General features: G+C 70.8%; 19 protein-coding genes. 8 read left to right on the top strand and 11 right to left on the bottom strand.

Translation table 11 applies throughout. From position 1 onward, the window contains the following. Positions 1–474: 474 nt before the first annotated feature. Complete coding sequence (gene tyrS, locus ACFOW4_RS08755) at positions 475–1,761, bottom strand: tyrosine--tRNA ligase (protein WP_377526134.1); 1,287 nt, start codon at positions 1,759–1,761, stop codon at positions 475–477. A gap of 105 nt (positions 1,762–1,866) precedes the next feature. Here tyrS and ACFOW4_RS08750 point away from each other — a divergent pair, with 105 nt between their 5' ends. Continuing rightward, positions 1,867–2,250: a PaaI family thioesterase gene (locus ACFOW4_RS08750; RefSeq protein ID WP_377526132.1), complete on the top strand. Its 384-nt coding sequence runs from the start codon at positions 1,867–1,869 to the stop codon at positions 2,248–2,250. Between the two features lie 24 nt (positions 2,251–2,274). On the opposite strand, the gene ACFOW4_RS08745 is transcribed toward ACFOW4_RS08750, so the two are convergent. From ACFOW4_RS08745 to ACFOW4_RS08735, 3 genes are all read right to left on the bottom strand, one after another. Continuing rightward, on the bottom strand, positions 2,275–3,600 hold the full coding sequence (locus ACFOW4_RS08745) for a hemolysin family protein (RefSeq protein WP_377526110.1): 1,326 nt from the start codon (positions 3,598–3,600) through the stop codon (positions 2,275–2,277). A 123-nt stretch (positions 3,601–3,723) separates the two neighbouring features. Further along, positions 3,724–4,365 carry a hypothetical protein gene (locus ACFOW4_RS08740; RefSeq protein WP_377526108.1) on the bottom strand — a complete coding sequence of 214 codons (642 nt, stop codon included), beginning with the start codon at positions 4,363–4,365 and terminating at the stop codon, positions 3,724–3,726. 80 nt (positions 4,366–4,445) lie between these two features. After that, the gene (locus ACFOW4_RS08735) at positions 4,446–4,733 is read right to left on the bottom strand and encodes a hypothetical protein (RefSeq protein WP_377526106.1); all 288 of its coding nucleotides are present in this window, start codon (positions 4,731–4,733) and stop codon (positions 4,446–4,448) included. A 420-nt stretch (positions 4,734–5,153) separates the two neighbouring features. Between ACFOW4_RS08735 and ACFOW4_RS08730 the strand changes: the two genes are divergently transcribed. From ACFOW4_RS08730 to ACFOW4_RS08720, 3 genes are read left to right on the top strand one after another with little or no spacing between them, the layout of a single operon-like run. Then, positions 5,154–6,356, top strand: coding sequence for a Gfo/Idh/MocA family protein (locus ACFOW4_RS08730; RefSeq protein WP_377526105.1), 1,203 nt, complete (start codon positions 5,154–5,156; stop codon positions 6,354–6,356). Next, the gene (locus ACFOW4_RS08725; protein ID WP_377526103.1) at positions 6,353–7,318 is read left to right on the top strand and encodes an NAD-dependent epimerase/dehydratase family protein; all 966 of its coding nucleotides are present in this window, start codon (positions 6,353–6,355) and stop codon (positions 7,316–7,318) included. Before ACFOW4_RS08730 ends, ACFOW4_RS08725 begins: the two co-directional genes overlap by 4 nt. Positions 7,319–7,338: 20 nt before the next feature. Beyond that, positions 7,339–8,454: a DegT/DnrJ/EryC1/StrS family aminotransferase gene (locus ACFOW4_RS08720; protein ID WP_377526130.1), complete on the top strand. Its 1,116-nt coding sequence runs from the start codon at positions 7,339–7,341 to the stop codon at positions 8,452–8,454. A gap of 75 nt (positions 8,455–8,529) precedes the next feature. Here ACFOW4_RS08720 and ACFOW4_RS08715 read toward each other — a convergent pair whose 3' ends face one another. Together ACFOW4_RS08715 and ACFOW4_RS08710 are read right to left on the bottom strand one after the other, a co-directional pair. Continuing rightward, a complete protein-coding gene (locus tag ACFOW4_RS08715; protein WP_377526102.1) occupies positions 8,530–10,230 on the bottom strand; it encodes a DUF4082 domain-containing protein in 1,701 nt (566 codons plus the stop codon). A gap of 427 nt (positions 10,231–10,657) precedes the next feature. Further along, the gene (locus ACFOW4_RS08710; protein WP_377526100.1) at positions 10,658–12,448 is read right to left on the bottom strand and encodes a hypothetical protein; all 1,791 of its coding nucleotides are present in this window, start codon (positions 12,446–12,448) and stop codon (positions 10,658–10,660) included. Positions 12,449–12,645: 197 nt separating this feature from the next. Between ACFOW4_RS08710 and ACFOW4_RS08705 the strand changes: the two genes are divergently transcribed. Continuing rightward, entirely contained in the window at positions 12,646–13,902 is a 1,257-nt protein-coding gene (locus ACFOW4_RS08705; protein WP_377526099.1) for an acyltransferase family protein, read from the top strand. Here the strand turns inward: ACFOW4_RS08705 and ACFOW4_RS08700 are convergent. Genes ACFOW4_RS08700 through ACFOW4_RS08690 form a run of 3 tightly spaced genes read right to left on the bottom strand, consistent with a single transcriptional unit; the run spans position 13,865 to position 17,286 of the window. Further along, positions 13,865–14,881, bottom strand: a complete 1,017-nt coding sequence (locus ACFOW4_RS08700; protein WP_377526097.1) for a TolB family protein — start codon at positions 14,879–14,881, stop codon at positions 13,865–13,867. The two genes, ACFOW4_RS08705 and ACFOW4_RS08700, sit on opposite strands and share 38 nt — an antisense overlap. After that, positions 14,878–16,158 (bottom strand): MFS transporter, encoded by a 1,281-nt coding sequence (locus tag ACFOW4_RS08695; protein ID WP_377526096.1) that lies wholly within the window; start codon positions 16,156–16,158, stop codon positions 14,878–14,880. Before ACFOW4_RS08695 ends, ACFOW4_RS08700 begins: the two co-directional genes overlap by 4 nt. 12 nt (positions 16,159–16,170) lie before the next feature. Then, positions 16,171–17,286, bottom strand: coding sequence for a DegT/DnrJ/EryC1/StrS family aminotransferase (locus ACFOW4_RS08690; protein ID WP_377526094.1), 1,116 nt, complete (start codon positions 17,284–17,286; stop codon positions 16,171–16,173). A 567-nt stretch (positions 17,287–17,853) separates the two neighbouring features. Between ACFOW4_RS08690 and ACFOW4_RS08685 the strand changes: the two genes are divergently transcribed. The 3 genes from ACFOW4_RS08685 to ACFOW4_RS08675 are packed head-to-tail and all read left to right on the top strand — an operon-like array spanning position 17,854 to position 20,853. Next, positions 17,854–18,696: a thiamine pyrophosphate-dependent dehydrogenase E1 component subunit alpha gene (locus ACFOW4_RS08685; protein ID WP_377526093.1), complete on the top strand. Its 843-nt coding sequence runs from the start codon at positions 17,854–17,856 to the stop codon at positions 18,694–18,696. Beyond that, positions 18,693–19,703, top strand: a complete 1,011-nt coding sequence (locus ACFOW4_RS08680; RefSeq protein WP_377526091.1) for an alpha-ketoacid dehydrogenase subunit beta — start codon at positions 18,693–18,695, stop codon at positions 19,701–19,703. The genes ACFOW4_RS08685 and ACFOW4_RS08680 overlap by 4 nt, the downstream gene beginning before the upstream one ends. Positions 19,704–19,728: 25 nt before the next feature. Beyond that, positions 19,729–20,853 (top strand): biotin/lipoyl-containing protein, encoded by a 1,125-nt coding sequence (locus ACFOW4_RS08675; protein ID WP_377526090.1) that lies wholly within the window; start codon positions 19,729–19,731, stop codon positions 20,851–20,853. A 24-nt stretch (positions 20,854–20,877) separates the two neighbouring features. Here the strand turns inward: ACFOW4_RS08675 and ACFOW4_RS08670 are convergent, their stop codons facing one another. Together ACFOW4_RS08670 and ACFOW4_RS08665 are read right to left on the bottom strand one after the other, a co-directional pair. Further along, entirely contained in the window at positions 20,878–21,906 is a 1,029-nt protein-coding gene (locus ACFOW4_RS08670) for a glycosyltransferase family 2 protein (protein ID WP_377526128.1), read from the bottom strand. A gap of 87 nt (positions 21,907–21,993) precedes the next feature. Then, on the bottom strand, positions 21,994–24,987 hold the full coding sequence (locus tag ACFOW4_RS08665) for a N,N-dimethylformamidase beta subunit family domain-containing protein (RefSeq protein WP_377526089.1): 2,994 nt from the start codon (positions 24,985–24,987) through the stop codon (positions 21,994–21,996). Positions 24,988–25,166 lie beyond the last annotated feature (179 nt).

Genomic DNA, 25,166 nt, shown 5'->3' with positions numbered 1-25,166 from the left:
TCCGCCGTGTCAAACCGCTGTAACCCGGTTCGAACTGCTTCACACCATATTGCGGGCACCACAACTCGATCGGCTCACGCCGCTCTCGTCATGGATTTGGCAGAACCGGCCGCCGCGGTTTCCCGCGAACTCGCCCGGTGCCCTGCCGGCGTTGAACTGTACCCGGTCGGTTCCGCCTCGCCAAATCCGCCTCGCAGCGTCTTCGGGGCACCGCCCGGTCCAGGCTCGCATGGGACTCAACCCATCCGACCCCGGAGTCATTCCTGCACCCCCGCCGGCTCTCGCGAGCCTTGGGAGCCCGGTCCAGGGCCGAACCGGACGACAACCCGGCCAACCCTGACACCATTCCCGCGCTCCGGCCTCCGGGCTTCGCCCGTTTCGTCCGTTCCGCGCTGGCAGAGAGAAAGTTACGCGCCCGGCGAGTTGATCGTCAACTCGACCGGGCGCGTCCCGCGTCACACCATGGAACAGTCGCTATTTGTCCAGCTCAACGCCGGCGAAGGAACGCTTACCTCGACGCAGCACCAGGTACCGACCGTGCAGCAGGTCGGCGTCGGCCACGGTCGCGTCCACCTCGGTGATCCGGGTGTTGTTCACGTAGGCGCCGCCCTCGGCGATCACCCGACGCGCCTCCTTCATGCTCGGCACGAGCCCGGACTCCTTGAGCAGCCCGGCGATGTCCGGCAGCTCGGTGAGGTGGACCATCCCGGCCTCGGTCAACGCGGCGCGCAGGGTCGCCGGCGCCAACTCCTCCAGCGAGCCCCGCCCGAAGAGCGCCTGGCTCGCGGCGACCACCTGCGCCATCTCCCGCTCGCCGTGCACCAGGGTGGTGAGTTCCTCGGCGAGCGCGCGCTGGGCCAGCCGCGCCTGCGGCCGCTCCGCCGTCGCCTTCTCCAGCTCCTCCAGCTCCTCACGGGAGCGGAAGCTGAAGTAGCGCAGGTAGCGGGTGACGTCCCGGTCGTCCGCGTTGAGCCAGAACTGGTAGAACGCGTACGGGCTGGTCATCGCCGCGTCCAGCCACACGGCGCCGCCCTCGGACTTGCCGAACTTGGTGCCGTCAGACTTGGTGACGAGCGGCGTGGTGAACGCCTCCACCGGCCCGGCGCCGCGCCGGCGGATGTAGTCGACCCCGGCGGTGATGTTGCCCCACTGGTCGGAGCCACCGAACTGGAGCTGGCAGCCGTGCCGGCGGTGCAGCTCGAAGAAGTCGTGGGCCTGCAGAAGCTGGTAGCTGAACTCGGTGAAGCTGATGCCGGTCTCCAACCGGGCCCGGACCACCTCCCGGGCCAGCATCTTGTTGACCGGGAAGTGCTTGCCCACGTCGCGGAGGAACTCGACCACCGACATCTCGCCGGTCCAGTCCAGGTTGTTGACCAGTTGCGCCGCGTTCTCCCCGGTGTACGACACGAAGGGAGACAGCTGGTCGCGGATCCGGTCGACCCAGCCGGCCACCACCTCGGGCGGGTTGAGCGTCCGCTCGGCGCTCTCCTTGGGGTCACCGATCTGCCCGGTGGCGCCGCCGACCAGCAGCAGCGGCCGGTGCCCCGCCAGCTGCAACCGCCGGGCGGTGATGACCTGCATGAGGTGGCCGACGTGCAGGCTCGGCGCGGTCGGGTCGAAACCCACATAGAAGGAGGCGCTGGTGCCGTCGAGCAGCTCGCGCAGCTCGTCGAGGCCGGTCGAGTCCTGGATCAGGCCCCGCCACCGCAGGTCTTCGGTCAGGGAGTCCCGCCGCGGCGGCGGGAGGCTGCTGTCGGTCACGGTCACCGATTCTCCCCCATCGCCGGCGGCGGACCGTACCGGGTTTACGGAACGGGGTGCGGATACGCTGGCCCCCTGTTGATCGAGGAGGCTTACGTGGTGGAGATGCCCGACCCGACCGGCGGCTTCGTCGCCCTGCTCGGCCTGGAGATCACCGAGGCGGGCCCGGACCGGGTCGTCATCCGGTGGCGGGTCCGGCCCGAGCTGCACCAACCGTTCGGCATCCAGCACGGCGGCGTGTACTGCTCGGTGGTGGAGACGGCGGCCAGCGTGGGCGGCTCGCTGTGGCTGGGCGACAGGGGCACGGTGGTGGGCGTGTCGAACCAGACGGACTTCCTGCGGGCGGTGCGCGAGGGCGAGTTGACCGCGGTCGGCACGCCGGTGCACCGGGGCCGCAGCCAGCAGCTCTGGCAGGTGGAGATCACCGACGGCGACCAGCGGCTGGTCGCCCGCGGTCAGGTCCGACTGCAGAACCTCTCCGCCGCCTGAGCCGACAGCTCGGGGTACGCCGGTTCAGCTCCGCGCCTCGTCCAGCACCGGCTCGGCGTCCTGGTCGTCGTCGTCCGCGCCGGGGGCCCGGCTGACCCGTACCTCGGTGATGGCCCGGTGGTCGATGCCGGCCACCACCAGCACCCAGCCGTCCAGGGCGACGTCCTCACCGACCACGGTGGGAATGTGCCCGAGGTGGGCCAGGACCAGGCCGGCGACGGTGGTGTAGTCGCCGGTCGGCCGCGACGGCAGCTCCACGCCGATGTCCGGCAGGTCGTGCACCGGGAAGGTGCCGGGCAGCACCAGGGTGCCGTCCGGGTCGGTACGCACCGAGTGCACGTCCCGGTCGGTCTCGTCGTAGATCTCCCCGACGATTTCCTCGAGGATGTCCTCCAGGGTGACGATGCCGTCGACGGCGCCGCGTTCGTCCACCACCAGCGCGATGTGCTGGCGTTCGGCCTTGAACTGGCGCAGCGCGTCCACCACCGGCAGTGAGTCGGGCAGCAGCATCGGCGGCCGGGCGATCTCGTCGATCGGCCGGTCCCCCGGCACGCCCACCAGGTCACGCAGGTGGATCACGCCGGCCGTGTCGTCCAGGCCGCCGTGGCGCACGACCGGCGCCCGGGAGTGCCCGGTGGCGGCAAGCACCAGTCGGGCGGCCTCCGCGGTGGTCCCGCTGTCGAGCGTGAAGACCTGCAACCGGGGTACGAGCACCGCCCGCAGCCGCCGGTCGGCGATCTCCACCGCGCCGGCGATGATGGTCTGCTGTTCCTTGGTGAAGCCGTGGTTGCCGGCGACGATGTCGCGCAGCTCGTCGGGGCTGATCTCGTCGCGCTGCGGTTCCGGGTTGAGCCCAGCCAGCCGGACGACGAGGTCGCTGGTGGCGCCGAGCGCCCAGACCGCGGGCCGGGTGACGCTGGAGAGCACGTCGAGTGGACGGGCCACCAGCAGCGCCCACCGCTCGGGGATCTGCATGGCGATCCGCTTCGGGGCCAGCTCGCCGAAGACCAGGGTGACGAACGTCAGAGCCAGGGTCACGATCACGATGGCGGCCGGCTCGGCGGCGCCGCCGAGCACGGACAGCAGTGGCACCAGCGGCTTGGCCAGCGAGACCGCCGCCGCGGCGGAAGCGAGGAATCCGGCCAGGGTGATGCCGATCTGGATGGTGGCCAGGAAACGGTTCGGGTCCTTGGCCAGCCGAGCCAGCACCTGCCCGGACCGGCCGGTGCGCTCCAGCCGTTGGAGCTGGCTGTCCCGCAGTGACACCAGTGCCATCTCGTTGCCCGAGAAGAGCGCGTTGACGATGACCAGGACTCCGACCAGGGCCAGTTGGCTCCAGTAGCTCTGCACGCCCGGTTCGCTCCCTCGTGGTGGTCGCGCCGATCGGCCGGATCGACGCTGCCGGGCAGCGACCCCGCCCGGCGTACGCGTGTCTGTGCCCCATGCGGCGGTGGCCGAATCCTGCCGGGGAGGCTACGACGAGCCGGCCAGCGGTGGAGCCGGCAGATCGAGGACGTACGAGCCGCCCTCGGGGCGGAACCCGAGGCGGTGGTAGTAGGGGGCGACCATGCCCGGCGGGCTGACGACCCGGTGGAAGCCCCGGTCGGTGAAGAGGCTGCTGCGCCGGTAGACGAACTCGCCGGGGGTGAAGTCGCGGAACCGGCGGGTGACGTAGTCGAGGTCGATCTGGGCGACGCCGTCCGCCTCGGCGTGCGAGAGCACCACCCCGACCACCTCGTCTGCGCGGACCACCAGGAACGCGGAGCGCTGCGGGGCGTCCGGGTCCCACCGGAAGCCGGGGTTGAACTGGGCGATGTCGACGGCGTGCACCTGCAGTGTGTGGGCGAGGAACTGGTCGTCGACCCCCACCTGCACCACCTGGTAGGTCTGCTCGTCGTGCCGGGTGGCGAGCATGCCGCGCAGGTACCAGATGTTGATCACGGCGAGGACGACGTTCAACCCCACCCCGGGCCAGACCCCGATCGCGAAGTTGTAGCCGATCAGCACCAGGCAGCCGACGAGGTTGAGTGCGCGCAGCCGCAGGATGCGCGACTGCAGCAGGGACCAGACCAGCAGCGCGGAGCCGGCCCAGCCGATCAGATCCAGCCAGTTCACCCGGGCGAGGGTAGCCCCCCGCCCGCTCGGGCCGGTCGGCGGGACGCGTTCGACCGGGGAGGTCGACCCCGGCGCGGCCGTCAGGCCGACGGCAGTTCGGTCAGCCGCCCCTCGCACTCGCGGTACTCGGCTCCGGTACGCGGACAGATCCACCGGCCGTCGTCCTTCGCCTGGATCGGCTCGCCCGCCCGGCCCACCCATACCGCCCGGCGGGCGGGAACTCCGACAATGAGCGTGAAGTCGGGAACCTCCCGGGTGACCACCGGGCCGGCCGCGATCAGCGCCCACCGGCTGATGGAGACCGGCGCCACGCAGAGGGGCCGCGTTCCGATCGCCGCACCCTCGCCGACCGCGGTCCAGTCGTCCACTCTTCAGCCGCCCCTCCGGCGTGACCGGGCGCGGCTACTCGTCGTCGGTGAGCACCGCGGCCGGCCCGCCGACCGAGGCATGCTCGCGGACCCTGAGCCAGGTGCCAGACGCGCGTGCCGGGGACGGACGGTGGCCGGATCGTCCACATCGGCCGTGGCGGCGATCTGCGCACCGTCGTGCGGTGCCCGGTGGGCGTCCGTCAACTCTCCTTCCCTCCGCGGTGCGGTGATCTTCTGTGGGGCGAGGTGAAAAGGGTAGACGTTCGGCAACAAGGGCAATGTCAGAAAGCCGACCCAGTGGCCGCAGAACGGGCCATTCGAAGTGCGTGGGCAACCCAAACGGACCGGTTGACCCGGCGGCACCGCCGGATTTCCCGACCGGTGCTGGCGCAGGCGAGGGCGGCCTCGGTAGCTTTCCGAATGGACGTCTCCACTAACTCTCCCACAGCGAATGGTCCTGTCCTGACTAGCGAACGGATATCGGTGAACTCTTCGCCCGCTGCCGCCGAACCAATCGGCGTTGCCGTCATCGGCGCCGGTTACTGGGGGCCGAATCTTGTGCGTAACTTCCAGACGTCTGACGCATTCCGGTTGCGCTGGCTCTGCGACCTCGATGTGACCCGGGCCCGACGCGCGCTCGGTGGCTACTCGACGGTCCAGGCAACCGACGACCTGGCCACGGTGCTGGCCGACCACGACGTACACGCGGTGGCCATCGCCACCCCGGCAGGCACCCACCTCGAGGTGGCGATGGCGGCGCTACGGGCCGGCAAGCACGTGCTCGTGGAGAAGCCGCTGGCGGCCGGCGTCGAACAGGGGCGCGCGCTGGTGGCGGAGGCGGAGGGCCGAGGATTGTCGCTGATGTGCGACCACACCTACTGCTACACGCCGGCCGTACTGCGCATCCGCGAGCTGCTGCACGCCGGGGATCTGGGCGAGCTGCAGTACCTCGACTCGGTACGAATCAACCTCGGGCTGGTCCAGCGCGACATCGACGTGATGTGGGACCTGGCGCCGCACGACCTGTCGATTCTCGACTTCATTCTCCCGTCCGGAGTGTCGCCGGTTTCGGTGGCCGCGCACGGCGCGGACCGGATCGGGGCGGGGCGGGCCTGCGTCGCCTACCTGACCTTGCATCTCAACACCGGCGCGATCGCGCACATCCACGTCAACTGGCTCTCCCCGGTGAAGATACGGACCGCGATCATCGGCGGATCGAAGCGGACGTTGGTCTGGGACGACCTCAACCCGAGCCAGCGACTTTCGATCTTTGACTGTGGGGTCGAGGTGGCGTTGGCGGAGGAGCTCGGCGACGAGCAGCGCCGGGACATGCTGGTCTCGTACCGCTCGGGCGACATGGTGGCGCCGGCCCTGACGGAGCGGGAGGCGCTGCGGACCATGGTCGAGGAGTTCGCCCGGTCTATCCGCACCGGCACGCCCGCCCTGACCGACGGCCGGTCCGGCCTGCGGGTGATGGCCATCCTGGAGGCCGCCTCGCGCAGCCTCGCCAGTGGCGGACTAGTGGTCGATCTCAACGAATGGACAGACGTGCACGGGCAAATCATCGAAACCGGTAGGGCAATGGCTCAGGCCGGCGCGGAGCGAAGCGGAGCAACGGCATGAGCGCGGTGGAGATCGCCGGGGCACGGGCGCTGGTCACCGGTGGAGCGGGCACGATCGGATCCCACGTCGTCGACCAGCTGGTCGCCGGCGGCGCGGCCGAGGTCGTCGTCCTGGACAACTTCGTCCGGGGCTCACGGGAGAACCTCGCCCGGGCCCTGCCACTCGCTCGTGTCCGCCTGGTCGAGGGCGACATCCGCGACGTCGGGCTGGTGCACGAGCTGACCCGCGGCAAGGACCTGGTCTTCCACCTCGCCGCCATCCGCATCACCCAGTGCGCCGAGGAGCCGCGGCTGGCCAATGAGGTGCTGGTCGACGGCACGTTCAACGTGCTGGAGGCTGCGGCTGCCGCTCGGGTCCGCAAGGTCATCCTGTCCTCGTCGGCCTCCGTGTACGGGCTCGCCGACGAGTTCCCGACCGCCGAGCGGCACCACCCGTACCACAACGACACGTTCTACGGCGCCGCCAAGGCGTTCAACGAGGGCATGCTGCGCAGCTTCCACAGCATGTACGGCTTGGACTACGTCGCGCTGCGCTACTTCAACGTCTACGGCCCCCGGATGGACATCCACGGCCTCTACACCGAGGTCCTGATCCGATGGATGGAGCGGATCGAATCGGGAGTGCCCCCGCTGATCCTCGGCGACGGCCTGCAGACGATGGACTTCGTGCACGTCGCCGACATCGCCCGGGCCAACATCCTCGCCGCCCGGGCGGACGTCACCGACGAGGTGTTCAACATCGCCAGCGGCACCGAGACCAGCCTCAAGGAGCTGGCCCAGGCGCTCAGCGACGTGATGAAGTCCGACCTCGCACCTGTCCACGGTCCGGCCCGCGCGGTCAACGGCGTCACCCGCCGACTGGCCGACACCACCGCCGCCGCGGAGAAGCTGAGCTTCCGCGCCGAGATCGGCCTGCACGAGGGGCTTCAGGGGCTGGTCGACTGGTGGCGGGCCGAGAAGTGAGCGGTACCCGGATCCCGGTGATGATCCCCCGCCTCGGCGAGGAGGAGGCTCAGGCCGCCGCCGATGCCGTACGGTCGGGCTGGGTGGCCCAGGGGCCCCGGGTGGCCCGGTTCGAGCAGGAGTTCGCCGCCCTGGTGGACGCCGGCCACGGCGTGGCCGTCAGCTCGTGCACGACCGCGCTTCACCTGGCGCTGGTGGTGCTGGAGATCGGCCCGGGCGACGAGGTGATCGTACCTTCGTTCTCGTTCATCGCCACCGCCAACGCGGTGCGCTACGTCGGCGCCACCCCGGTCTTCGCCGACGTCGACGTCCGCACCGGCAACTTGACGGTGGCGACGATCGACGCGGCGCGCACCGCCCGGACCCGGGCGGTGATCGGGGTGCACCAGGGCGGCGTGCCGTTCGACGTCGCCGCGCTGCGGGACGCCGCCGGCCGCTGGGGGCTGCCGCTGATCGAGGACGCGGCCTGCGCCGCCGGGTCAACGGCGTACGGACGGCCGGTCGGCGCCGGCGCGACGATCTCGGCTTGGTCGTTCCATCCCCGCAAGTTGCTGACGACGGGCGAGGGTGGCATGGTCACGGTGGACGATCCGGAGTGTGCGGCCCGGCTGCGCCGGTTGCGGGAACACGGCATGAACGTCTCCGCGTCCGACCGCCACGCCAGCTCCCAGCCGGTCATCGAGGCATACCTGGAGACCGCCTTCAACTACCGGATGACCGACATCCAGGCGGCGATCGGCCTCGTGCAGCTCGGCCGCCTCGCGGATCTGGTGGCTCACCGGCGCGCGCTGGCGGCCCGCTACCACGAACTGCTGGCGGACCTCGAGGGTTTGGCCCCCGTCGGCGACCCCGAGTACGGCGAGACCAACTTCCAGTCGTTCTGGGTGCTGATCGACCCGGAGTACGGGACCGGCCGCGACGAGGTGCTCGCCGAGCTGGCCGCCGCCGGAGTGTCGGCCCGACGCGGCATCATGGCCGCCCACCTGGAGCCGGCCTACGCCGACGTGTCGCCCGCGCCGCTGCCGGTGACCGAGCGGCTGACCCGCGACTCGCTCATCCTGCCGCTGCACCACGCGCTGACCGAGGACGACCAGGACCACATCGTGGCCGTGCTCCGTAAGCTGGCCGCCCGCTAGGTCGGGCCGTCACGGGGCGACCGAACCCGGGGCGGGCGGTTACCACCACGCCCGCCCGCCCCGGGTGGCCACCGCCTACGCGGGTCTGGGGACCATCTGCGCCGTCGGGGCGCCGTCGATCGTGCCCACGACGTTGTTCGTCCAGTCGGCGAAGGTGACGGAGCATCCGGACCCACAATGGCTCGTGTAGCCCCAGTGCGTCGGCCCGAACACGTTGTCGCGCAATCGCAGCCCCTCACCGTCCTGTGCGTACAGCCCGAAGGCGCCGAGCGAGATGAAACTGTCGTGGACCTGGTAGTTACGCAGCCGGGAGCCGCCCGAACTCTGGGTGAACAGCACGGCGGTGATGGCCTGCCAGTAGTTGGGGATCTCCGCGCCGGTGTAGGCGTTGACGCCCGGCTCGAGTCGGCTGTGGCTGATCTCCAGCGGACCGGTGCCGCCGTAGGGGAAGACGCCCCCGGTGTGGGCCTGGGAAGGGTCGGCCAGGTGGGCGATGTAGTTGTCGTGGAGCCAGCTGTACTCGATGGTGGTATTCGCCCCGCAGAGGCACATGCCGCCGGTGTTCGCCACGTCGACGCGGTTGAGCCGAATCGTGCAGGTGGGGCAGTCGTTGATCGCGTGATCGGTCAACGGGCCGCTCTTCATGCCTAAGCCCACCGGTTCCGGCCGGATGGTCGTGTTGCTGATGTTCAGGCGGAGGCTGCCCGAGGAATTCGCGTTGACCAGGATGGCCCGATTGGCGGAACCCGGTGGCGGCGCGATGATGGAGTTCGTGATGTTGACGGTGCCGTGACAGTTCGTGCCGATGTAGATGAAGGCACGGAAGTACTTGTGGTCGAGATTCACCGTGCCGTTGCACTCGTACAGGTCCCACTCCTTGCTCCCGGTGTCGTGCGGGAACACCTCCTGGTAACCGGCCGGCACCGGCAGCCGGGCATCGGACTGGCGGTACCTGCCGACCCCGGGGGCGCCCACCGAGAAGCGCTCCGGGTACCTGCCGCCACCGGTGCTGTCGGGGTTGCCGGTGACGGTCGGAGTCGGTGCGGGCGGGGTGGAGCTGGGCGTCGGCGCCGTGGTCGGGGTGGGACTCGGCGAGGTGGGACTCGGCGAGGTGGGGCGGGGGGATGCCGTCGTGGGTCGAGGGGTGGGAGTGGACGTGGCGGGAGCGCCGAGCTTGAAGACGACGTCGACCCAGTAGTTGGTGGCCCGGTAGCCCCGGTTCGGGAAACCGCCCGCGCCGTACCGGTACACGCCGTTGGCGCCCTGCGACCCGTCGGCCGGCGCGCGCAACGGGCCCCGGCTGCGAGCTGCGGCGAAGTAGCCGTCGTCGGCCGAGTACTGCCCCACGTCGGTGTGGTACGACACCACGTACACCGCATCGGCCTTGACGGCCACCGGGGCCGAGAAGGCGGCGTACTGCCACCCGGACCGGCTCTCGTTGGTGAACCGCACGGCGGCCAGCCTGGTGCCGTTGATCGCCCAGAGGCTGCCCGTGTGCACGCCGGTGTTCGTCCTCGACTTGTAGAACCGTACGGCGAGGACGCTGCCGTCCTGGGTCGCGGTGAATTTCACCCCCAGTTCCACGGCCTGTCTGTCCGGGTCGGTCACCGTGCCCGGTACCGCTGAGCTGCTCCACAGCGAATACGTTCCGGAGGGTGCCGCCGCGGGCTCCGCGCCTCGCGGGCTGGTCGCTACGCGACCCGCCAGCGCCGTTCCGGAGATCGCCACCGCGCCGGCAACGGCCAGCACGATGACCGCTCGCGAATTCCTGACCATGTGGTTCCCTTCTCCACAAGTGGTGTCACTCGGACCCGGGGCGGGCGAACGTCGGTACGGAAGATGCGGTGTCGCGGACGCCAACGGCTGGTGCGTCCGACGCGATCAGCCACAGCCCAGGTGAACTCCCCGCGCCGTCACCCCTGGCCAGCGGCGGACGCGCGCGGGGCGCCCGGTTCACGGGCGCGGCGGAGGCGTTGGGCTCAGCACCGCGTTCGCCGGGCGATCCGGGAATAAGCTCGCCTGACAACCTGACTGGCCCTGCACGGGCCACACCAACACAACGACCGGAATGCCGCCAAGTCACCGGTATCGACGTGACCACGGGTGGCCTGCGCGGTGGCGTGAGCGAGCGGCTCCTCCGGGTGTCGGGAGGAGCGGACCGCTGTCGGGTCACGGTGCACCGCACGTCGGCGGGCAGCTGACCTCAGGTGACGGGCTGCGGGGCGGTGGCGACCAGGAGGTTGGTCAGGAAGGCCACCGTGGCAGGGGTGGACTCCCGACGCCCCGCCAGCAACTCGTCCAGCCATGCGTCCCGGACGATGCCGGCGGTCCGCAGCGGTGCGAGGACGTCCGGCTCGCTGCGCCAGTGCTCGACCACGAGCGCCGCCACCTCAGCCGCGCCCAGCTGCGCCCGGCCGGAATGGCGCAGCCGCTGCCGTACCTTGCCGGAGAGCTTCCGGGCGGTAACCCGGGCCGCCGCCGCACGGTCACGGATGCCGCGTTGCCCCAACCGGGCGGGAACCAGCCCGGAATCCAGAGGCACCGCGGCCAGCTCGGCATCGAGCCGGTGGATGAGCTGCCCGGTCAGCAGGCCGCTCCCCTTCTGGTCCGGCGACACGGAGTGCGCCAGCTGGATGAAGCGGCGATCGAACATCGGGTTGATGAAGAAGCGGTTGACGGCCGCGACCGAGCCGTGCGCTCCCGCCCATCGCTGCATGCGCTGGTAGAGATAGAAGTAGTCGGTGGCCTGCAACCATTGCGGGGGAGCGCCGTCGAAGGATGCGATGATCCGTTCGAGCGCGTCGGTGCGCGCGGCGGCCACGAAGGCCGGTTCGAGTGCGCGGGCGTCGACGGCCTCGTTCGCGTAGAGGCGCCAGCTCGCCAACTGGCCGATCAGCTGTGGCGAGGTGGTCGCGTTGCGGGGCTGGCCGAAGTAGTAGAAGCCGCGGCAGGCTTCGCCGCCGAGGCCGGAGAGGCGATGCCCCTGCTCGAGGTGGCTCTCGGCGAGGAGCAACGGGGCCAGGGCCAACGGGCTGGCCATGCAGTCCAGCGCTGCCGCCGCTCGCAGCGCAGTGCGGTGGGCCGTGGCCGGCGTGACGGGTGGCTGCTCGTCCAGCCAGTGGACATGCAGGTCCAACCCACCCAGCGCGCTCAGCTTCTGGGCCAGCGTGGCGTCCGAGCCGCCCCGCACGTCCAGGGTGAGCGCGCGGAGCCCTCGGCGGGTCTCCGGGGACAGCGCCGCGAGCAGAACGCGGGTGTCCTGGCCACCGGTCAACTGGAGCACCGTGCTGGGATGGTCAGCGAGGTAGGCCCCGAGGAACTGCCGCAGCATCCCGGCCATCTCGTCGACTGCCTCGGCCAGGGACGGCGCCGGGCCGTCCAGAGCAAGCGACTGCTCCACGTAGCGGTGCGTCTCCACCCGGCCCGCGTCCAGCACCGCCAGGCATCCGGCGGGCACCTTCTCGACCTGCGCGAAGACGGTGCCGAGCCCCACCTGCCAGCCCACCAGGCTCTGCAGGCCGAGCGCCCCGTGGTCCAGCCCCGCCCCGGCCAGCGCGCCGAGCGCGAGCGCACTCGTCGAGACCGCGGCTACCCCATCGCCCTGCCACCAGAAGAGCTGCCGGAAGCCGAGCCAGTCCGTGGCCGCCACGATCGGCTCACCGGTCCCGGAACGGTGCGCCGCCGCGAACGGCGGCACCAGCGCCGCGAGCGCAGCACCGTCCGCCTTCGTGCCCCGGCCCAACTGCTCGGCCAACTCGGCGGTGGCGACATTCGCGGCCCGGGTACGAGCCGCCCGGCCCAGGCGCAGCGTGAAGGCGGTGCCGCTGTCGTCGACCCGGTCGCCCGGGTCCGCGCCCTGGCAGGCGAGCCAACCGTCCTCCGTGGACAGCAGCCGCGTGTCGGCACCAAGGCGGCTCAGGGCCTCGGGCCGGCGCGCCTCGGCTGTCGCGGTCAGCCTGCCCGGGGCGTACGAGACGGCGAGGAACGCCTTCATCTCGGCAGCACCTTGGACGGCGTTGCGGTCTCACCTCGGGCAGACATGGCAGCCAGCGTAATCTCCGTCCACACCCAGGGAAAGCGGCGTCAATACGGCAAAGGCGATATGGGGTAACAGGTGTCCGGCTCGCCGTTGTCGACTTCCCGACCAAGGAAAATGGCTACCCTGCTCCCCCTCCGTGGTTGACTTTCGCGGTGGTGGCCGGAATCCGGGCGAGGCAGAGCCTCGCCGCTGCCTTTTCGTCGGCGGACAACAGCTTCGGTTTTCTCAGGCTCATGTTCGCCTTCGCCGTGCTCGTGTCCCATTCGCTACCGCTCGGCTTCGGTGCGGACGACCCGGGCGGCGACCTCACGAACGGCCAGACGGCGCTCGGCGAGATCGGAATCCTGGGCTTCTTCGTCATTTCAGGTTTTCTCATCACCCGCAGCGGCACCCGGGTTCCGGTGCTGCGCTACCTGTGGCACCGCGGCCTCCGGATCCTGCCGGGCCTGTGGGTGTGCCTGGTCGTGACGGCCTTCGTCTTCGCCCCGATCGTGTCCCTGTGGGAGCGCGGCACGCTGCACGGCCTCTTCGCCGCCTCCGACGGACCGTTCCAGTACGTCGTCAGCAACGCCTTCATCGCTGTCCGGCAGTACGGCATCTCCGGCCTGCTGCTGGGCACCCCGTACGGGCAGCGCACCGGCACGTCCGTCTTTGACGGGTCGCTGTGGAGCCTCCTCTACGAGGTGCTCTGCTATCTCCTGGTCGCCGGGTTGGCGGCCGTCGGGGTGCTGCGCCGGGCCCGGTGGCTGGTGACGATCCTCGCTCTGGCCGGGGCCGGTGTCATGCTGCACGACCTGCTCCGGGCGCCGGAAATCCCCGGGCCGCAGGGCGTGCACGGCCCGGTCTTCGGAGTGGGTGGGCTGGACAGCTACTCCCTCGTCTACCTGACCTACATCTTCCTGCTGGGCGCCGTGTGCCAGCTCTACCGGGAGCGGATCGTCCTGCACGACGGCCTCGCCGTCGCCGCCGCCGCCGTCGTGGTCGCCACCACCCAGTTCGGCGCGTTCGCGGTGCTGGGCTACCCGGCCTTCGCCTACCTCGTGCTGTGGCTGGCGGTCCGCCTGCCACGCTGGACCCGCCGGGTCGGCCGCCGGCACGACTACTCCTACGGCTGCTACATCTACGCTTTCCCGGTCCAGCAACTCCTGGCCCTGGTGGGCGTGCCGCGGCTCGGTCTGGTTGCCTACGTCGCGATCTGCACCGTCGCCACGGTCCCGATAGCCGTTGGATCCTGGCACCTGGTGGAGCGGCCGGCGATGGCGCTGAAGAGCTGGTCGCCACGCCGTCGTGGCACCACGACGGAGGCCTCCCGACGAGCGCCGGAGCCGGCGACCGGGAAGGTCCCCGCCGCGGTCGGGGCGGAGGAGGCGACTACCGCACGACCGCCGGCGACCAGGCATCGCGGATGAACAGCTCGGCGGCCCCGCCGCCGTCCGCGGGCACGACCCAGAGGTCGCTCGTCGACGGTCCCTCCCCGCTGCGCGGCAGGCCGTAGATCACCCGGCGGTCGTCGAGCCACTCGATCTGGTCGTCCACGCTGCGCTGCTCGGCCAGGATGGTCGACCTGGCGGTGGCGAGGTCGTACACCGCGATCCGCCAGTGCCCCGGCGCCTGGGCGGCTCGCGTCTTGACCGCGATCCGGGTGCCGTCCGGCGAGAGCGAGGGGCATTCGGCGTCCTCCCGCAGCGCGACGAGTCGCTGTTCGCGCAGGCTGCCCCGGACGAGCCAGGTCCGGCCGCCCGACGCCGCGGTCGCGTAGAAGGTGTCCCCGTCGGCGAAGGTGACCCCCCAGAGATTGCGGTCCGAGGCCGTCACCCGCCTGCCGCCGACGATCAGCTGGAAGCGCTCGATGTTGGTGGCATGCCCGTCGGCGACCCTGGTCACGAGGGTCTCGGTGGAGAACTGGCCGGGGGTGGAGTAGCTGTGCCCCGCCACGAAGGTGGTCGTCGCCACGAGCGACCCGTCGCGCGACAGCCGGGTGCGACTCGGCACGCCAGCGAGCGGCAGTTCCCGGGTGACCGTCCAGTCGGGACCGAGGACCTGCGCTCGGTATGTGGTGATCAGGCCGGGCTTGGCGTACAGGCACACCGCCTCGCCGCGGCGGGCGTAGACCCGGTCGCAGGCGGCCGGGGTGAAGGTCCGGGGCCCGGCTGGCTCGTCGAGCGGGACCACCGCCACCCGGCCGTAGTCGTTACCGGCCGCGGTGCTGCGGAAGACGACATGGGCAGCGGCGGTCACCGCCGTGAGGTCCGGACCGGCGGGCATCGGCGGCGCCGCCGCCACGGCCTGGGTTTGCTCCCGGCGGACGGAGTAGATGTAGCCGACCGTGCCGAGCAGGGTGACCAGGACGATGACGGCCAGGGTCCAGAGCCGTACCCGCCCGCTCATCGCTGATCCTCCGCCGCCGCGTCGGCGTCGGGCACCGCCACGGGATCGGGGCGGTCCTGCCCCGACAGCAGCCAAGCGGCCATCACCACTCCCGTCGTCAACAGGCCGGCCAACAGACAGAGAGCCGCCTGGCGGCCCAACAGCTGCCACAGACTGCCGAAGGCGAGCGCACCGGCGAACCGTGCGATCACGACGACGGTCTGGGCGGTGGCGATACCGCTCCCCCGCGCGTCGCTGGTCACTCTGCGGCTGACCAGCGCGGCGAGCACGCCGTCGGTCGCGGCGTAGAACGTACCCAGCAGGACCAGGGCCGTGGCCGTCACTGTCAGGCCGCCCGGCGGCGCGGCGGCGACCAGGTACGCGACGATCAGCGCGATGTGGCCCCCGACGAAGACGCGCGAGCGCCCGACCCGGTCGGCGAGCCGGCCCAGCGGGATCGCCAGGGCGAGATAGGCGACGTTCGCGCCGACGAACAGCAGCGGGAAATAGCTCGCCGCGAACTGGTCGCGATCCTGCAGGGACAGGTAGACGAACCCGTCGCCGATCGTGAAAAGGCCCAGCACGCCGGCGGCGATCAGCGGACGCCGGAGCCGGGGACCGGTCAGTTCCCGGAGCAGCCGCCGGACCGGCAGGGTTGCCGTCGGCCGGCGGCGCCGGTCCGGCACGAAGAGGACCATGACGGCGACGCCCAGCACGGCGAACGCGAACGACGCGACGAATACCGCCGAGTAGCCCCCAGGCAGGAACCACAACAGCGAGAACGCCACCAATGGGCCGGCGGCCGCTCCGATGGTGTCCAGGGTCCGGTGGACGCCGAACGAGCGGCCCAGCGTGCGCGGATCCGACGCATCCGCGATGAGCGCGTCCCGTGGCGCCGTACGCAGCCCCTTGCCCAGCCGGTCCGCGGTCACCACCGCGGTGACCGCGCCGAGCCCGTGCGCGGGCAGCATGGCCAGCCGGCTCGCCGCCGAGAGGGCGTAGCCGGCGGTGGCGACCCACTTCGGCCGGTCGGACCGGTCGCCGAGATACCCGCCGAAGATTCTGACCAGCGCGCTGGCGCCCTGGTAGAGCCCGTCGACCAGGCCGTACGCCAGCACACCGAGCCCGAGTTCGGCGGTGAGATAGATCGGCAGCACCGCGGCGACCATCTCCGACGAGACGTCGGTGAGCAGGCTGACGACGCCGAGCAGCACCACGGTGGCGCCGACCCGGGGCAGCCTGCTGCCGCGCTCGCCGGCCGGATCCGTGCCTGGGCGGTTCCGGACCGATACGTACATGGCGGGGTCGCGTCAGGCCACTGACCGCAGCGCGGCCGCGAGCGAGCGTGCGACGGTTGCCTGCTGGTCGGCGGTGATCTGCGGGAACAGCGGCAGGGAGAGGATCTCGGTGGCCGTCCGCTCGGCATGCGGGAAGCTGCCCGGACCGTACGGCAGGTCCGCGAACGCCGGCGTCAGGTGGACCGGACAGGGGTAGTGGATACCCGCGCCCACGCCGGCCTCGTTCAGCCGCCGCAGGACCTCGTCGCGGCGCCCGGCGCCCCCGGGGATCCGCACCACGTAGAGGTGCCACACGTGCTCGTTCCCGGCGAGGACGACGGGACGCGTCACGTCAAGGGACGCGAGCAGTTCGTCGTAGCGGGCAGCCGCGGCGCGGCGGGCGTCGTTCCACGCGGCCAGGCGGGTCAGCTTGGCCCGCAGCACCGCCGCCTGCAGCGCGTCGAGCCGGCTGTTGACCCCGATCAACTCGTGGACGTACTTCTCCAGGCCGCCGTGGCTGCCCAGGGTGCGTACCACCGTGGCCAGGCCGGCGTCGTCCGTCAGCACCGCCCCGGCATCCCCGTACGCCCCCAGATTCTTGCCCGGGTAGAAGCTGGTGGCCGCGACGCCGCCGGTGCCGGCTCCGGCGCCGGCGCGGGTGGCACCCTGGCACTGCGCGGCGTCCTCCACGATCGCGACGCCGCGGCCGGCGAGTCCGGCGCGGAGCCGCTCGACCGGGGCGAGTTGCCCGTAGAGGTGGACGGGGACCATCGCCCGGGTGGCCGGGCCGACGGCGGCCAGGGCGGCGTCGACGTCGACGAGGTAGGTCGCCGGGTCGATGTCGACGAGCACAACGCGGGCCCCGATCCGGGCCACGGCCTCGGCGGTCGCGACGAACGTGTTCGCCGGCAGCACCACCTCGTCCCCGGCCCGCACGCCGGTCGCCCGCAGGGCCAGCTCGACCGCGTCCGTGCCGTTGGCGACCCCCACGCAGTGCTGGACGCCCGAGAACGCGGCGAACTCCCGCTCGAACGCCGCGACCTCCTCGCCGCCGACGAACGCCGTGTTCTCGATGACGCGCTTGAAGCCAGTGCTGACCTCCTCGGCCACTTCGGCGTGGGCGGCCCGCAGGTCGACGAGTGGAATCATCTGGCGCTACTCCATCTGCCGCGATCGCGGCGGGCAGGGGTCGATCAGCGACCGGGCGGACCCGACGGCGACCGGACGGCTGGCGGTCGCACCGGCCGACCCGGCAGGCAAGCTACCAAGCGAGGCCGGCTGCGGAAGGACCGTGACGGGTATCCGGCAGATCGCTTCTCGTCACGCCCCGGGCCGTACCGACTGGGCTAGTGTGCCAGCGACGGCGGCGCGGCGAAGCCACCGCGCGGCCACGGGCAGTTGTCCATTCAGTCGGATTCCCGAGATCCCCGTCGACATGGGATGGATAAAGGTTTCTCCTGTCGAATGGACGATGCCCGGTAACGTGGCTGCGGCAGGCCCGGGTCATTGCGCCCCATGCCACGGAGCGTGCTCTGCGAAAAAGGAAGGCGGACAGTGTCGACGGCAACCACATGGCGCGGCGCGAATCTGGCCGAACCTGATCTTCGGCCCGCGGCTGGTGCTGACGGCATCGCCTCCCCGTACGTTCCTGGTCCTGTCGACGAACGGCTCAGCGGATTACCGGGCGAATCCGACGAGCGTCGGCTCTACCGGCGCATGCGCTTTATCCGCCGCTTCGAGGAGACCCTGCTCTCACTCTTTGAAGAGGGCGTCCTGAATGGCACGACACACGCGTGCATCGGTCAGGAGGCCGACGCGGTGGCGGTGATGGAGCACCTGGTCGAGGAGGACCATGTGTTCAGCAACCACCGGTGCCACGGTCACTACCTCGCCCGCACTGGCGACGCGCTCGGGCTGCTCGCCGAGATCATGGGCAAGGAGGCCGGGGTGTGTCGGGGCATCGGCGGTAGCCAGCACATCTGCGCGCCCGGCTTCAAGTCCAACGGCGTCCAGGGCGGCATCGTCCCGGCCGCCGCAGGGATCGCCCTCGCCGGCCAGCTCGACGGCAGCCGCCGGGTCAGCGTTGTGTTCATCGGCGACGGCACTTTGGGCGAGGGGTTGCTCTACGAGACGTTGAACATCGCCGCGCTCTGGCGGCTGCCGCTCCTCGTGGTCTGCGAGGACAACCAGTGGGCGCAGAGCACGCCGATCGGAGCCAACCTGGCGGGCAGCATGCCGGGCCGGTTCGAGGCCTTCGGCATCCCGGTACGCGAGGTTGACAGCACCGACGTGCTGGAGTTGCGCGCCGCCGCCGGGGCGGAGGTCGACGCGGTCCGCGGCGGAGCCGGTCCCCGGGTCCTGCTGATCCACACCTACCGGCTGTGCCACCACTCCAAGAGCGACGACGAACGTCCCGCCGAGGAGATCGCCGCCCGGTGGGCCGTCGAGCCGTTGCTGGTCCACGGTCGCCGGCTGCGCGACGACGAACGGCGGATCGTCGACGGCGAGGTGGAGACCGCGCTGGCCCAGGTGATCGCAACGGCGAGGGCGCTGCCGTGATCTTCGCCAAGGAGTTGAACGAGACGCTGCGCGCCTGCCTCACCGCCGACCCCCGGGTGCTCGTGCTCGGTGAGGACATCGCCGACCCGTACGGCGGAGCGTTCAAGGTGACCCGCGGGCTCTCCACCGCCTTCCCGGACCGGGTTCGCACGACGCCGATCAGCGAGGGGGCGATCGCCGGGATCTCCGCCGGGCTGGCGCTGGCCGGCTACCGGCCCATCGCCGAGATCATGTTCGGGGACTTCCTCACCCTCGTCTTCGATCAGGTGGTCAACCACATCGCCAAGTACCAGGCGATGTACGCCGGCCAGGCGGTCTGCCCGGTCATCATGCGCGCCCCCTCCGGTGGCCACCGGGGATACGGTCCGACGCACAGCCAGAGCCTGGAAAAGCACTTCCTCGGCGTGCCGCATCTGCGGGTGGTCGCCGCGTCGCTGCTGCACGATCCCCGGACGGTCTTCGACGAGTTCCTCAGCCAGGACAGCCCGGTCCTCTACGTGGAGCACAAGCTGCTCTACCCGCAGCACCTGACCGTGCCCGAGAACGGTCGGTGGGGCGACCTGTTGGCGACGCGGGATGCCAGCCCCGGCATGCTGCCGACGGTCTGCCTCTCCGCAGTGCCCCGCGAGGAGTGCGCGGTGACCGTGCTGGCTTACGGATACCAGGCCATGCTCGCCGCGAAGGTGATCGAACGGCTCGCCGTCGAGGAAGAGATCTTCGTCGAGCTGCTGGTGCCCGCGCAGCTCGCACCGATGGACTGGGCGCCGGTTGAGCGCTCCGTCGGCGTCACCGGACGGCTGGTCACCGTGGAGGAAGGCAGCGGCGGTTGGTCGTGGGGCACGGAGGCGGCCGCGACGATCTCCCGCCGGCTGTTCCGGGAGCTGCGTTCCCCCGTCGACGTCGTGGCCAGCGAGCCCACCGTCATCCCGTCAGCCAAGGCCAAGGAGAGCCGGGTCCTGGTCGGCGAGGGCCGGATCGAGGCGGCGCTGCGCGCCGCGGCCGCCTGAGTCCAGGGCCCGTTGAGGAGAGAGTGTGAAGCCGGTAATCGTTCCGACCAGCGACGTCAACAGTGAGCACGGCCTACTCGTGGCCTGGTTCGTCGACGACGGGGCCAAGGTGGAGGCGGACACCCTGCTCGCCGAGATCGAGACCAGCAAGGCGGTGCTCGAGGTCGTCGCCCCCGAGGCCGGCATCGTCCTGCACCTGGCCGAGCGACTGCAGGAGGTCCCTCTCGCCGACCCGATCGCCATGCTTTTCGAGACGTCAGCCGACCTCGCCGAGTACGTGCGGGAGCGGGAGACCCGGGCGGCGGCCGCGGCGGCGGCTCCGGCGCCCGTCCGAGCGAGCGTCAAGGCCGTGCAGCGGGCCGCGGAAGTCGGCGTCGACCTGGCCACCCTCCAGCTCGGAAGGCTGATCACCGTCAAGGATGTGGAGGCGGCCGCCCGGGAGACCGGCGGGCACGACGACCTCCCGGCGCCACTGGCGGCCGAGCCCGGGGTGCAGCGCATCCTGCTCATCGGCGGGGCGCTGGGCGCCACCCAGGTCCTCGACATCCTGGCCGGATCCGCGACGCAGCGGGCCGTCGCCATCGTGGACGACGACCGGCAGCGGTGGGGCGCCGACGTGCACGGCGTGCCGATCGTCGGCGGAACGGACCGGCTCGACGCGCTCTTCGCCGAGGGCGCCTACGACGCCGCGATCATCGCCATCGGCACCTCGGTGGAGACTCGGCGTCGCTTCCGGGAGGTCTGCGCGGAGGCCAGGATCCCCCTGGCGAATGCCATCGATCCCACCGCCAAGATCGCCACCGACGTGGTCCTCGGGCAGGGGAACATCATCTGCGCCTTCGCGCACCTCGGCACCGGCGTGCGGATGGGCGACAACAACTTTCTCTCGGCCTACACCTCGTTCGACCACCACAGCCGGATCGGCTCCGACAACGCCACCGGCCCGTCCTGTGTCTCGTCGGGCAAGGTGACGGTCGGCGACCGGGTGCGCCTCGGGACCGGCATCTTCATCGAGCCGGACGTCGTCCTGGGTGACGGGGTGGTGGTCGCCTCCGGCGCGGTCATCGTCCAATCGGTGCCGGCCGAGCACGCCGTCAAGACGAAGGTCGTCACGACGACGGTGGTGCCGCAGCGACGGTCCGGGCGGTAGCACCGCCCGGGCCGGACTGGTCCGTCAGATGCCGCGCCGCTTCCACGACTGCCACCAGAGCCACTCCCGGCCCTTGGCGGCGATCGCGGTGAGCACCAGCGGCTGAAGGTACGGCATGACGGCCGGCCCGATCCGCCTGCGCAGGCGCAGGCCGCGATACTCCGGCAGCGCGCGGTAATCCGGCCAGCACTCCGCCGCGAACGCGATCAGCTCGCCCTCGGGCACGCTCGCGGTGCGCCCCCGGTCGTAGGCCCGCACCGCGCGCCGCAGGGCGTGGCGGGCGAGGCGCCGGCGCACCATCGCGTCGAGCCGGTCGGCGTCGGGCAGCAGCCGCCCGCACTTCTCCAGTACCGCGTCGTAGGCGGCCCGCCGCTCGCGCAAGTCGTTGAGGTAACTGGCGTGGTCGGTCTGCGACATGTTGCTGCCGTGCAGCCGGTAGTACGCCTGGTCCGCGCGCACGTATGCGACATCGGCGTAGGCGGCCAGCCGCATCCACATCTCGATGTCGCCGGCCGCGGGCAGCTCCGGGTCGTAGCCGCCGACCTTGCGCTGCAGGTCCGTGCGTACCACCACCTCCGGCGAGGTGATGCAACCAGTGGCCTCGCGGAACCGCCGCTCCAGCCACCAGCGCCCGGGCCAGACCGTGTGGCCCCCGTTCCCCGTTCGCGCGGGCGGCGGCGGGCCAGGGTGGTTGAAGTGCACCGGATGCCCGTAGACGAAGCCGACGTCCGGGTTGGCGTCCAGTACGGATGCCGCCCGGCTCAGCGCTCCTGGCGTCAACAGGTCGTCAGCGGAGAGCAGGACAGTGTAGTCGCCGTCCGCCCACTCCAGCAGGCCCTCGTTGTAGGTGGCGATGTGGCCACGGTTGGACTCGTGGACCCGGACCTCCACCCGTGGGTCCGCCGCCGCGATGGCACGCGCCTTCTCAGCTGAGTCGTCCGGCGAGGCGTCGTCGATGATGAGCACGCGTACGTCGACGCTGGGCTGGTTGTCAAGCACGCTGCGCACGCATGCCTGGAGATAGTCCCCGTACCTGTAGCAGGGAATGACCACGCTGACCGTACTCACTGGCACCCTTCCGTTGGCCCGTCCGCGGCCGTGCCGCGGGCCCGCACCGAAACGGTGCGGGCCCGCGGTCGGTCACGGGGTCGTCGTGAAGACCACATCAACCCAGTAGTTCGCCGAATTCCAGGTGGAGGTCGGGAAGGCGACACCTGAACTGGCCCGGAACAGGCCGTTCGCGCCATTCGGTGAGTCGCCCACCGCGGTCAGCGGATAGGACACCGTCGGCTGGGTGAACTGGTTGCCGGTGTAGGCGTACCGGCCCACGTCCGTGTGGTAAGAGACCACGTACGGTGTGTTGGCCGTGATGGCGACCGGCTGGTCGAACAGCAGCGTCTGCCAGCCGCTGCTGCTCTCGTCGGTGAAGGTTCCGGTGGCGAGCTGGGTGCCGGTGTTCGACCAGAGGGTGCCGGTGTGCGTCCCGGTGTTGGCGCTGCCCTTGTAGAACCGCACGCCTGTCACGTAGCCGTCCAGTGCCGAGGTGAACCGCAGGCCCAGCTCCAGGGAGTTCACCTCGGCGGCGTTGGGAATCGCCGGCACCACGGAGTCGTTCCAGACCGAGCACGGGCAGCTGACCGACGTGCCGGTGGTGAAGGTCCAGGTGTGCGGCGCCGCCATGGTGTTGCCCCAGGCGTCGGTCGCCCGCAGCGAGGCGGTGTAGGTGGTCGACGGGGTCAGGGCGTTCTGCGGCTGGATGGTGACCTTGCGGGTGGTGTTGTCGTAGCGGAAGCCGGCCGCGACGGATCCGCCGCTGGAAGTGAGCGCGTACTCGATGCTCTCCGGGTCGACGTCGTGGCTGAAGGTCGCGCTCAGCGTGGCGTTCAGTGCGACACCTGCGGCGCCCGCCGCGGGGGTCTTCGCGGTGATCGTCGGTGGCTCGGTCTCCGCGCCTACCGTGTCAACGACGACGTCGACCCAGTAGTTGGTGTTGTTCCAGCTCAGGTTCGGGAAGCCGCCGCCCGAGCCGTACCGGTAGACGCCGTTCGCGCCGTCCACCCCCGACTGCAGCAACCGGACGGCCGTCAACCCCGCGCCCTGGTTGGCGAAGTAGTTGCTGGTGTACGAGTAGTGCCCGGTGGGCGTGTAGTACGACGCCACGTAGGTGGTGTTGGCGGCGACCGGCACGGGGTTGGCGAAGGTCAGGGTCTGCCAGCCGCTCGCGGTTTCGCCGGTGAAGGTCCCGGAGGCGAGCAGCTGGCCCGAGGCGGTCCAGAGCTTGCCGACGTGGGTGCCGGTGTTGGTGCTTGCCTTGTAGAACTTGACGCCGGTCACCAGGCTCGGCGCGCCGACCCGGAACTTCACCCCGAGCTCGTTGGCCGACGGATCGAACGAGTCGACATTGGTCGGCATCGCGGTCGGCGGGTAGGCCGCGCAGGGACACTGTTGTGGTCCGACCGTCACGGTCCTGGTGGCGACCGTGCCGATGTTGAGGCTGTCGTCGGAGGCCCGCACCTTGATCTCGACGGACCCCTGCTTGCTCGGTGTCCAGGTGTAGGACCAGTTCGTCTGCCCGTCGGCGGCCGCCCAGGTCTGGCCGCCGTCCGTGGAGACCTCCACCCGGCCGAGCTGGCCGCCGCCGATCTCAGTCGCCGTTCCGGTGAGGGTCACCGGTGTGAGGACCGGCAGGGTGGCAGCGGCCGCCGGTGCGGTGATGGTGACGGCCGGTCCGGTGGTGTCGGCGGACTTGGTGGCGGCGACCAGGTCGGTCTGCCGGGTGAGCGGCTGCGCGCCCATGTCGGCGAGGAGGTTGACGGTCGCCTGCTGCATGCGCTTGTCCTCGGTGCTGGGCAGCACGGTGTGCATGCTGCTCAACCCCCACGACCACTGCACCGTGCCGGCGCCGAAGACCAGCGCCCCGGAGGACTGGTCACGGTAGGCCACCAAGCTGTGCGTGGCCGTGCCGTTGCCATAGTCGTTCCCTTCGTCCAGCAGCATGGTGCCGTCGGTGATCGCCAGCGTGGTGGACGAGAACACCACCGCGCCAGGCGGACGGACCGCATTCTCGACGTCGGAATCCCACTCGTAGCCGAGCGTGCCGACCGGGAAGGTGGCCACCTGCCCGGGCGCCAGGTTGTTGATGGACGGGATGTTCCGCCACAGCCGGAGGTTCCGGTACGCGGCCGGGACCGTGATCGCGTCGTTGCGGTAGCCGTTGACCTTGAAGATCGTCCCGGTGAGCTGGTTGGGCGGCGTGGCACCGCCGGAGCCGGCGCCCACTGAGTCGACCCAGGTGCCGGTCCACTGACCGCTCGGGTCCGCGATCCCGTTCGGCGGGTTCTGCCGCATCTTGGTCATCTTGTAGCAGACGAGGGTGCGGTTGTCGCCGCCGCCGCTGGCGACCGAAGGCTCCAGCCGGGTGCGCCAGAAGACCTCGTTGCCGCTGAAGAAGGCCAGGTTGACGCCGGCCTCGCGGGCGGCGACCACGTTGTTCCACTGGGCCTGGTTCCAGTACTCGTCGTGCCCGGAGGACATGAAGACCTTGTGGTTGAGCAGGTTCGCCGGCTTGGTGCTCACGTCGATGCCCGAGGCGTAGCTGACGTCGTACCCGTTGCGCTCGAGCCAGTAGATCATCGGGTACTCGGCCGAGAGGATGCCGTTGTCCCCGGCAATCCGCATCGGACGGTTGTAGCTCACCTTGTAGGCGCGGCCGTCGTACGCCGGACCGCCCCCGCCGTAGAGGTCCTGACCGCCCCAGTCGTTGTACGCCTGCCAGGTCTGGTCCGAGGTCTGCACCAGGATGTCGGAGTGGTTCGCCGGATCCACGACGACGAACGGCACGTGCGCGAAGCCGGCGCCGTTGGGCTGGTCGAGCGTCGCGAGATAGACCCCGGAGACGGCGTCGGACGGCACCGTCCAGGTCACGTTGGTGGTCCAGTTGCCGCAGTCCACCAGTCCGGTGCCCGCGTCGTGCAGGCACGCCGGCTGGGTCCGGGCGGGGAAGCTGCTGGTCGGTGAGGTCGGCATCCTCCGCGCACCGTCGCCGCCGTAGTAGCCGAGCCGGTAGATGTCGACCTCGAAGGTGGTCGGAGACTTCACCTTCAACTGGAGCGTCTCGCCCGGCTGCACACTCATCCGGGTAGCGAATCCCTCGACATCGCCCCAGGCACTTTCGCCGTACCAGTCGTCAAGCGGTGTGCCCGGTTTCGAGTTTTCACAGACAACAGGGTTGGAGCCGGTGCCACAAGGATCGGACACGGCTGAACTCGCTGAGGCGGGAATCAGCATGAAGGCTGCTCCCGTGGCGGCCGCTA

It is taken from the genome of Micromonospora sp. GCM10011542 (genome assembly GCF_042650685.1).
Taxonomy (GTDB): domain Bacteria; phylum Actinomycetota; class Actinomycetes; order Mycobacteriales; family Micromonosporaceae; genus Micromonospora.
The sequence above is the reverse complement of the archived record's forward strand: the minus strand, read 5'-3'. Positions and strand labels throughout refer to the sequence as shown.